Raw genomic sequence first — 9,877 nt, 5'->3', positions numbered from 1 at the left:
CTGTCAAGCAACAACTATACGTATGAACTATATTTATATGTATTTATTATAAACAAAAAGCTATAGATTAGTCCATAGCTTTCATAAAGTTCCTAAATACTGAGTTATAGCCTTCTTAAGATATTTTGCTATATTTCTTTTTGAATAAGCCTCTTGCTTTTCGGAAACGTATGATAGGTGTTTTTTTATTGCCAAAATTCCTCTTTTATTTTTCAATTCATCATATAGAGGATATACTGACATTTGTAATTCTGCCATTATTGATACTTCCATAAAGTCCTGGGGGAAAAGAAGATTATTTTCTAATAATATTTTTGTGTATTCGCTTTGCATTGCTTTTGCAGAATTCAGCATAATTAACTGTTCTTTTTCTTCTTTACTTTGAGTATAAGTTGGATCTTGTTGTTCCTTTTTATAATCTCCATTTACATCTGCAGCTAATTTTTTCCTTTCAATATGAAATTGTATTCGATCCATTGTTTTACCTTTTTTATGTTTATCATAAGAAATATTAAAATGAGTATGCTCATTAATTTCTAACACTGGATTTTTTATTACCCTTGCTTCTAAACTCTGAAAACGCGAGTATTCGTTTACTGTATCAGTTAATTCTCTGAGAGCTTTAACTGATATTGATGGGTTCTTATACTCTTCTATCTGTTCTTCTCTTCGTCCTCCTTTCTCGCTGTAGTGCTCATATTGGTTATAAAACATACATAACCACTTATAAAGAATTATTGAATATTTGCTGTTCAATCCCATAATATCAGACAAGGCATATTGGGTGAAATTCTTTTTTAAATCAATAAGATAAGGCATAATTGCCTTAGTAAAAGTAATACTTACAACATCACTATAATCATTCCATTTAGTTTCTTCTAGTGGGCTAATCACTCTATACTCATACTTATTTTTCTTATTATTTAATTCCCTAATTTGAAAAATTGACTGTCGATGTAAATTCACAATTGCCTTTTTAAAACGATTATGTTTATCTCCAGCTTTAACATCAAAAAATTTAAATAATTCCTTTTTAGATAAATAAACTAAATTATCTTTTGGTGGATTTTCAGTATCTATACAAGATACTGCCATTTCAAAAATTTTTAAAGATGTTTTATCCATCTTGGCAACCGAGCTAATTAAATCATTATGTTCAACTACTTTTCTCTTGTCAAGAGCATTTGTATTGATATTATTATTCATTGTCATTTCCTCAAGAATTAGAATAACACAATACAGCAACTACGTCAATTTTTTTATTGCTGTGAACATCGTTTTTTGTTGTTGTATACATCGTTTTTTGTTGCTATATACATCGTTTTTTGTTGCTGTATAAATCCACAAACCATGATTATTACTGAGTTTTTCTCCGCACAAAAGAAGAAAAGACAAAATATATAAGATAAATAAATATAAAAAGGACTTGCTAAGGCAAGTCTATTTTTTTATTTTAAATTTCTTTTTTCTTCACTGGAGTAAAACTCTCAATAACTTTTCCTAGTATTTTTGTTGTTTCATCTCGAGGAAGTAAAATATCTTCATAGAGTAAATTTCCCTGATCATCTACAGATTGATTTAATGACTCTAATCGAAGAACTTTATCTTCAACAGTTACACATTTGATATAACTTACACCTCTATCAAAATCAAGTACAGCACAAACTTGACCGTCATGATCTGGGCAAGGTTGTTCTTGAATTAATGCAATATCCTTATTATGATAGTCAGGCTCCATAGAGTCCCCTTTTATCGGTACTCCATAATCACTATTAACCTCTTTTGTCCAATATACCGTATAGGTAGACATATCATCTGAGATACCATTACCTTTTCCTGCAGAAAGAGCCTGATCTGAAAGAACTGGATAGCCAACCAAAGAATTATTAAATTCTATAATTTTAGTCTTTTTTGTTTCCTCATTTAGTTTTTTATGCGCAAAATCGATTGTTTCTTCTTGTCCTTTTTCAGATAACTTTTCCATAATCTGATTGATTTTTGTTCCTGATCTAACATCAGATTCTCCTAAAAGATAGCTAATTGAAACATCAAAAATATTTGCGAGTTCTTCTAATTTATCAGCACGGGGTCTGTTTGCTCCAGATTCCCATCTTTGGTATGGTGCATGTGTAATCTTCATCATGCTTGCAACTTCCTTTTGAGTATAGCCAGACTCTTTTCTTAATTTTTTTAATCTTTGATGAAATTCCATAATCTGACCTTTCTAAATTTATTAGTTGACAAATACGCTTTTAAAGCGTATTATATATTCATAGGGAAAAAATGAGACATGAATTTAGAATATATAAAAAAATACCTCAGTTCACACTCGACGAAGGTCTGAGTAAACCCAGGTATATGTCTCTTAATAATCACTTTATTGGTCGAAAAACAATAATGAAGTGAAACCTCAAAATTGATGAACAACACAATGTGCCTTAAAGCACCTTAAAAATGATGTAAGAAAACAATGTAAGATACTGTTATTATATCATAAAAAAGGGAATTTACGGCAGGTTTTTTTGCACAAAAATTTCCTTTTTTTGTGTTTTCTTCTAAAAATTATCAATAAGAAGGTCAAACAATGGTATATGAAGTTATGCAGATAAGAAAAAATAAGAAATCTAAAAATGATGATATACGAAAATATCAATTTGATTCTAAAGAAAAAGCAGAAAATTTTGCTCGTGCATCAAAGCACCCAACACAAGTTTACAGGCTTGAGAGAGAGACTGATTTAAGATGATTAGCTATTTAGATTTTGATGAAAATGAGTATTCAGATACTCTTCCATTATCAAATTGGGGAGTGCTCATCTTGTTAATAGTTGTACTTATCATAATGCCGCTTTTATTACTAAGTTTATTTATTGGTTCCATATACAAGTTACAACAATATTTAAGAGGTAATCAAAAAAATGACAAAAACAAAATTACAAATCATACGAGAACAGATGAGGCTAGATCGCTTTGAATTAGCAAATCATGTATCAAGAGGAAGTGATCAATCGATTTCATTTTGGATTTTCTTGATTAGTGCATATGAAAAAAGAGAAATAGAAATTGTAAATACGTCAAGATTAAGTAGATTAGCTTTAGCACTTCAGTGTCAGTACTCAGATTTAAAAGAAAATGATGGGGAGCAAAATAAATGACTAATACAACAAAAGACAATTTAGAAGATTACCTTGCCCCTTATGGCAAGGATGAAATTAAAAAAATTCGTGAAAATAAAATGCAGCTTGTAACGGCTTCTGAATTTAAGGCACTCCATAAAGAAAAATTGGAACTTGAGAATAAACTTTCTAAAGTCAACACATATTTAAAAGAGATTAGCGAACATGCTTCTAAAGAACATCGTGATACAGAATGTTTTCTTGCGGCTAAAGCTCTTGCGGAAATAAAAAAGAAGTAGCTTGAATAATAACTTAGGGTTATCCCTATGATGCAGATATAGTTTAAATGGAAAAATATGGTGAGTAAACTTTCTTCTCCCGAAGAATATTAATTGACCCTTACCTTGATGGAAGTTCGACTCTTCCTATCTGCTTATTGATCTTTGACAACCAAATAAAATCCCTAGTGAATAGCGTGACAAGTAACTGGGGAGGTTAACCCTGAAGAAGGGAAACACCATATACAAGACAAGGAGCATTGGCCATGACCAGATAGTCTTATCGAGAAAGGCTGCGAGCCGCACTTGTCAAGGGGTGAGAGGGAACGAGACCATAACCTCTGCGAAGGCTTCAAATTATGAAACCTGTATACGACACCTGTGATCGGGTAAAAAATGTGAGAGCTTACACGGACAGTATACGAAAAACAATAAGCTATTTAGCAGGTTCTACGGTGAATTTGAGGTTCGATTCCTCTAACCTGCATTGCCGAAAGGCTCAACAATAAATCTCGGGAGGAGAAGAAAGATGCAAAGGAGTACAACGTTCCCCTTAAGATGGCAAGATCTGGTTCAAATGAGCCGTGATCATAACCATACTTACATTGTGAAAACCTTTGATGGAGAAATTGGTAGAGTAACTACTCGGGGCCTTATTCTCGTTATTAAGGGTATAAATGCAACGACTAATAAACCTTTTAAATTGCAACAACTGTTGAGCTTCAAAGAAGCTTTTATCAAAGTGAAAAGTATATCTTCTACGCCAATTAAGGAGAAGCCAAAGAAAACACGTTTAATTGCGGATAGACGTTATCCCAATCAAAAATTGATGACATTTCCATATAGTAGTTATAATCGGTCAGAGCATACGAAATTCGAGAAGATGAAAACAAATTAAAAGAGCAGGCTTAATAAGTTCCTTAACTGCTTGTAAAGTCTAAGGCTTTATGAGAAAATAGAATTGAAAAATAACAGGAGAAAAACATGCGTATCAGTGACATTTTTTACTTATTTGAATTATTTATCTTAATGATTACGGCAAGCATTTATGTTTTAAAATATGGAGTGATCCTTTTTTGGTGGTTAAGTTCCCCTATCCGACGATTTTTTCAATGGATTTTCTATTTACCAGGTTGGGATGAGCCGTGGATAAAACAAACAAATAATTAATAAAAATTAGGAGTAAAAAATGAAAATTACAAAGAAACAATGGATCGTTGGTGGAGCAGTAGCACTTGTATTAGCAGGTGGTGGCGCAGGAGTTGTCGCAAATAACCAAGCACAAGCACAAGCTGAAAAAACAGCTCAAGAAGCCAAGACTGCACACGATAATTTGATTAAAGATGCAAAAAAAGAAACTGAAAAAGCAGAAACTTTTAAGGCTGAAGGGGATGTAAAATCTGCTCAAGACGCAATCAAAAAACTTGAGGAAAAAGATAAAACACCACTTATTGCACGTGTAGAAAAAGTGCGTCAAAACTGGGATTTAGTGAACAAAGCAGATAAAGCTGTTGCTAATGCAGAAAAAACTTCCAATGATGCTACTGTTAAGACTGCACAAACGGCTATTGATACTTTGAAAGCTGACATGACAAAAGCGAAAAAGTCTGACCTTCAAAAACGTTTAGATAAAGTAAAAACAACAGTTAAAAATAATAAAGCGAAAGCACAAGCAGACAAAGCCAAAAAAGAAGCTGAGGCAAAACAAAAAGCGGCCGCAGCTCAAACAGCTAAATCCCAACAAACTGCTCCAACAAAAAATACTGGTCAAGACCAAGCCGCACAAACATCAGATACAGTTTCTACGGCGAGTCAAGGTACTGGAAGTCAAGCAGATAATTCAGCGGCGTATCAACCAACCCCTCAAACTCCAACAGGTGGAGGCACAAGTAATGGCGGTGCATCAAATAATAATGTGACTCCTAGTCCAACGCCAGCTCCTACACCTGCACCGACTCCAGATCCAACACCACATCCAGAGCCAACGCCCACACCTACTGAAACATTTACAGGATGGGTTAAAAATAAAGAAGGTCAAATCGTTTGGTCACAAGGTGGCTTTAAAACATTAGATGAAGCAGGAAGTGCCGCTACCGCATGGTGCAATGCTAATGCAACAGGTGGTGGTTGGTCTTCTGGTGCATATTAAAAAACAAATATCAAAGCAATTATTCATAGAATGATTGTTTTTTTTATTGCCCTCAATCAAGGCATAAAAAGGATTGTGGTTAGGAGGTAACACAATGAAACGTTAGCTGTTTAATATTTAAAGAGAACCTGAGCCAAGACAGGTTTTTTATTTTGCGCAAAATAAAAATGAAAAATTAAAAGGAGGCACTCATGCCAACATTCAAAAAGAAAAAATTACAAAAAGCAATCAAAGAAGAAAAAGCTAAACGACTTCGTATGCGTAAAAAACAAATAGCGTCTATGGGGATGCTTGCGTTAACACTAAGTGGAACAGCTGTGGGACTTGCAAATGCGGATTCGCTTCATCTCAAGCTCTTTAATGCCCCTGTAAAATCTATCCCATTGCCAGATGACGGTCAAGTAAACTATCAGTTTTCAGGTACTGGTTCTGCAGTATGGTCTAAGGGAGAGACAACAGCAGCAAACTTTATGCAGATTAATGGAAAAACTTCATTTTGTATTCAGCCTTTTGTAGAAGTAAAAGAAGGAGCAACTGCTACAAGAGAAGCTCAAACTGCCGGCACTGATGAAACAATGAGTAAGATGACAGCGTACCAACGAAACATTGTTACCAACATCACTTATATTGGTTTAGTCAATAATGCGGAAGCAGATAAAAATATTAACTTGGCAACTCAAGTAGCGATTTGGATGGTTCAGGCAGGACAAAATAAAGTTGGTACAGTTTTACCTACAATTTCTGAATTAGATACTTCAAAATTGAATAAAACATTTGGGGATGTTTCTATGACAGACATTACGTCATCAGGGGCTGATATTAAGGAAGTTGTGAAGTATGCGACAACAATAGTTAAACAGGCTATTGCAAGCTCAAAAAGTCCTGACTTTAATCCTAATCCTCTTCAAGTTGTCGCAGGCTCAAGTGCGACAACAACAGATAAAAATGGTGTTTTGGCAGGGAAAGCAGGGGGATATGGTTTACCATTTGACCATATAAGCACTTCACAAGGGATTAAAGCAACACGAAAAGATGAAAGTCTCAATGTTACGGCGGATGTTTCGGCTATAGGAAAAGTTGGTAAAATTGAAGTTTGGAATAACAGAAAAGACTTTAATCCGTCTTATATTTATGGAACATTAAACCCAGATGGTAGCATAGGTCAAAAACTTTATGCAGCATCAGATCCAGCCAATTTAGAGGGGGAATTAAAAGTCAACGTTATTGGTTTAGGTGAAGCTATGCTTCAAAAGACTTCGACTAATAATGCCTTTTCAAATAAAGCTATGGCAGGGGCTGAGTTTACCCTCTTTAATGCAGACGGTAAGGCTGTGAAATGGTCTGACGGTCAAAAAGGTTACCCTATTACACCTCTTGCAGGGACAAAGGCAAATGATACAAATGTCGTCCTTAAAATGGGAACTGACGGTAAACTAGGGGTTAAAAATCTTGATTATACAAAAGAGTATTACTTCCAAGAAACAAAAGCCCCAGCAGGTTTTGCTTTGAACGCCGTTAAAATCAAAGTTTCCTTTGACAAAAATTCTAAGTTTGACGGTACAACAAACAACTATCAAGATGATGTCGCAACAAAAGATATTCCAACTGGTGCAACAACACTAACCAAAGTTGATGCGGACACGAATTCTTCTGAAACACAGGGAGAAGCAACGCTGAAAGGCGTGACTTATGGATTGTTCCATGCGGACGGAAAAGCGGTTGAATGGTCAGAAGGCTTAACCGATAAAACGGAGGACTCTACTGAAAATCTTCCAATTACAGCAACATTTGGTAAAAAAGCAAATGATAAGACAGTAGAGTTGACGGTTGATGATGCTAACAAAGTCGGTGTTCAAAATCTTCCACTTAAAGAGAATGGTCAAGCCTTTTACTGGCAAGAGTTACGTACATCGTCAGGCTATTCACAGTCTTCTAAGAAAATTCCAGTCGTCTTTGATGATAAGAGTGAAGTAGATGTTGCGACTAATGATTTCATTGATGAAGATAAAGCTTCAGATAGAGTAGATGTCTTTAATTTCATGCTTGAAAAAGTTCAAGAGGACAATGGCTCTCTGCCTGGTATCAATGGTGCAGTATTTGAACTTAAACAACAAAACGGTACCAAAGGTAAACCAATCTATGCAACCTCAGGTACTGGAACAGACTCTAATGGCTATACGAAAAATGGCCTAGTTGTTTTCGACGGTAAGGCTAACTCACTTGCAGGAAATCCAAGCAAAGACGGTATTGCAATTGGCGATTACCTCTTGACGGAAATCAAGACACCAGATGGCTTGAAACCAATCAATCCTATTGCAATCTCTGTAACAGCTAAATTGGATAAAAATGATGTACCTGTTTCTTATACCGCTACCTTTAAAGATACGGTAACAGGACAACAGATTGATAAGATTACAGTTGAAGCTTCATCACTGGTCGATAATAACTTGATGTTCAAAATCAATCTGGGTATGTTCACAGATAAAGTGAAAGAACAACCAAAAGTCACAACGACTGCGACTGATAAAGCAGACGGTGATAAAACATTAGGCGTGGGTGATGCTCAAATCAAGGATAAAGTTATTTTATCGGGCTTAGAAGCAGATACAGAGTATACGCTTGAAAGTCAACCTGTTTCAAAAGAGACAGGAAAAGCCATTAAGGATAAGGACGGTAAATCTTCTCTTGTCACTCAGAAAGTCAAAACAGACAAAGACGGCAATTGTACCGTAGATGTTACTTCTAAAGCATTAGATACGACAGGACTTCAAGAAAAGGAGCTCACTTTACTTACAAAAGTCAAGGATAAGGACGGTAAAGTTGTGGTCGAGGACAACAACTATAAGAACAATCCGACTGAAACGGTGAAAGTAGACAAGGCAGATGGGCATACAAAAGTCCAAGATAAAGAAATTACTGTAGGGACAACGACTGTTACAGATAAATTCTTCTATGAAGGCTTAGTCAAGGGCAACACCTATACAGTCAAAATTACCCAAGCCTATGACCATGACCTTAAAAAAGTCATTGATGTAGACGGTAGCTTAACCTTCAAGGCGAAAGATACCAAAGGTACTGTAGATGTTCCTGTTAAAGTGGATAGTTACAAATACAAAGGCCATACGCTTACGTTTTATGAGCAAACATATCCAGGGGACAAACCATCAGACAATGTGAAGCCAATCATTGACAATAAGGATAAAAATAATCCAGACGAAACCTTTAAAGTCAAAGTTCCTGAAACACCGACAACACCCTCAAAAGAAACACCAAGCACCCCTCTTGCGGACACAGGCGCAGCTCTAGGACAACACCTTTGGGGAATTATTCTTGCAGGACTTGCTCTTGTGGCAGGTGGTGTGACTTTCTTTATGAAGAAACGTAAAAGTAGCTCAGAAAAATAACTTTTCTTTATTCTAAAAACATTGACACTATAAATAGTGAAGGGTGGGACGGAGGTATGTTTGAGAAAGATGATGAAAAGTAAAAAAATATTTTCTGCTTCAAATGTGATGATGTTTGTATGTGTACTTGTCTTTATAGTTGGATTAACGGTATTTTTTAGTCCACAAATCAGTAAGTATTTCATTCAATCAACTGGAAAGCAAGAGATGAAGTTAACACATGAGCAGATGAAAAATAATTTGAAAAAAAAGGCCTCTTTTAATTCAGAGGAGATTTCTCCTATGACGACAAAGGAGTTGGTTGCTCATCAATTAGAGGATAAGGACATGGCAGGGATAGGCATTATTTCTATTCCAGATATTCATTTAGAGTTACCCATTTTTAATGGTGTAACCTATGAAACCATGATGTATGGCGCAGGGACTGCAAAACCTAATCAAATCATGGGGCAAGGGAATTACGCTCTTGCCAGTCATACTATTTTTAATGAATTTACAGGAGCTATCGTCAATGGCGTTCTCTTTGGAAACCTTGTTTATGCAAAAAGCGGTCAAGAAATTTACTTGACAGATAAAGACAAAGTATTTGCTTATCAAATTGATAAAGTTTCTATAGTCAATGTTAGTCAAGGAACTATCATTGATGATACCAAAGGAAAAAGAGAAATTACGCTTTATACGTGTACAAGTTTAGTAGGTACTAATCGTTTAGTCGTTCATGGGAAATTGGATAAACAATATTCTTATCAAGAAATGAAAGAGAAGTTTTAAAATGAAACAAAAAACTTGTGAACGAATTTGTATTTTTAGCTTAGTAGTAATGGTTATAGCAACATATATTGTAGTTATAAATACATTTTTAAGGTTAAATATGGATAATATAGTTGGTATATGCGTCTTATTAGTTCTAGGGTCAGGGTTAGTATTGTTG

General features: G+C 35.1%; 10 protein-coding genes. 8 read left to right on the top strand and 2 right to left on the bottom strand.

Translation table 11 applies throughout. The annotated features are described in order from the left end of the window. Positions 1-81 precede the first annotated feature (81 nt). Entirely contained in the window at positions 82-1,206 is a 1,125-nt protein-coding gene (locus BZZ03_RS11375; RefSeq protein ID WP_233128992.1) for a RepB family plasmid replication initiator protein, read from the bottom strand. A 247-nt stretch (positions 1,207-1,453) separates the two neighbouring features. Next, the gene (locus BZZ03_RS11370) at positions 1,454-2,212 is read right to left on the bottom strand and encodes an XRE family transcriptional regulator (protein WP_086583357.1); all 759 of its coding nucleotides are present in this window, start codon (positions 2,210-2,212) and stop codon (positions 1,454-1,456) included. A gap of 372 nt (positions 2,213-2,584) precedes the next feature. Here BZZ03_RS11370 and BZZ03_RS12040 point away from each other — a divergent pair, with 372 nt between their 5' ends. From BZZ03_RS12040 to BZZ03_RS11335, 8 genes are all read left to right on the top strand, one after another. Then, positions 2,585-2,746: a hypothetical protein gene (locus tag BZZ03_RS12040; RefSeq protein ID WP_158092887.1), complete on the top strand. Its 162-nt coding sequence runs from the start codon at positions 2,585-2,587 to the stop codon at positions 2,744-2,746. A 171-nt stretch (positions 2,747-2,917) separates the two neighbouring features. Next, entirely contained in the window at positions 2,918-3,154 is a 237-nt protein-coding gene (locus BZZ03_RS11365) for a helix-turn-helix domain-containing protein (RefSeq protein ID WP_086583356.1), read from the top strand. Beyond that, positions 3,151-3,414, top strand: a complete 264-nt coding sequence (locus BZZ03_RS11360; RefSeq protein WP_086583355.1) for a hypothetical protein — start codon at positions 3,151-3,153, stop codon at positions 3,412-3,414. The genes BZZ03_RS11365 and BZZ03_RS11360 overlap by 4 nt, the downstream gene beginning before the upstream one ends. Positions 3,415-3,970: 556 nt before the next feature. Then, a complete protein-coding gene (locus BZZ03_RS11355) occupies positions 3,971-4,291 on the top strand; it encodes a hypothetical protein (protein WP_143466346.1) in 321 nt (106 codons plus the stop codon). An 86-nt stretch (positions 4,292-4,377) separates the two neighbouring features. After that, positions 4,378-4,563, top strand: coding sequence for a hypothetical protein (locus tag BZZ03_RS11350; RefSeq protein WP_086583353.1), 186 nt, complete (start codon positions 4,378-4,380; stop codon positions 4,561-4,563). A 19-nt stretch (positions 4,564-4,582) separates the two neighbouring features. Beyond that, the gene (locus tag BZZ03_RS11345) at positions 4,583-5,542 is read left to right on the top strand and encodes a hypothetical protein (RefSeq protein ID WP_086583352.1); all 960 of its coding nucleotides are present in this window, start codon (positions 4,583-4,585) and stop codon (positions 5,540-5,542) included. Positions 5,543-5,733: 191 nt separating this feature from the next. Beyond that, a complete protein-coding gene (locus BZZ03_RS11340; RefSeq protein WP_158092886.1) occupies positions 5,734-8,946 on the top strand; it encodes a SpaA isopeptide-forming pilin-related protein in 3,213 nt (1,070 codons plus the stop codon). A 69-nt stretch (positions 8,947-9,015) separates the two neighbouring features. Further along, entirely contained in the window at positions 9,016-9,717 is a 702-nt protein-coding gene (locus BZZ03_RS11335) for a class A sortase (RefSeq protein WP_233128991.1), read from the top strand. Positions 9,718-9,877 lie beyond the last annotated feature (160 nt).

Source organism: Lactococcus petauri, from assembly GCF_002154895.1.
Lineage (GTDB): Bacteria > Bacillota > Bacilli > Lactobacillales > Streptococcaceae > Lactococcus > Lactococcus petauri.
Note: the sequence above shows the minus strand (reverse complement) of the source record. Positions and strands in the feature narration are given on the sequence as shown.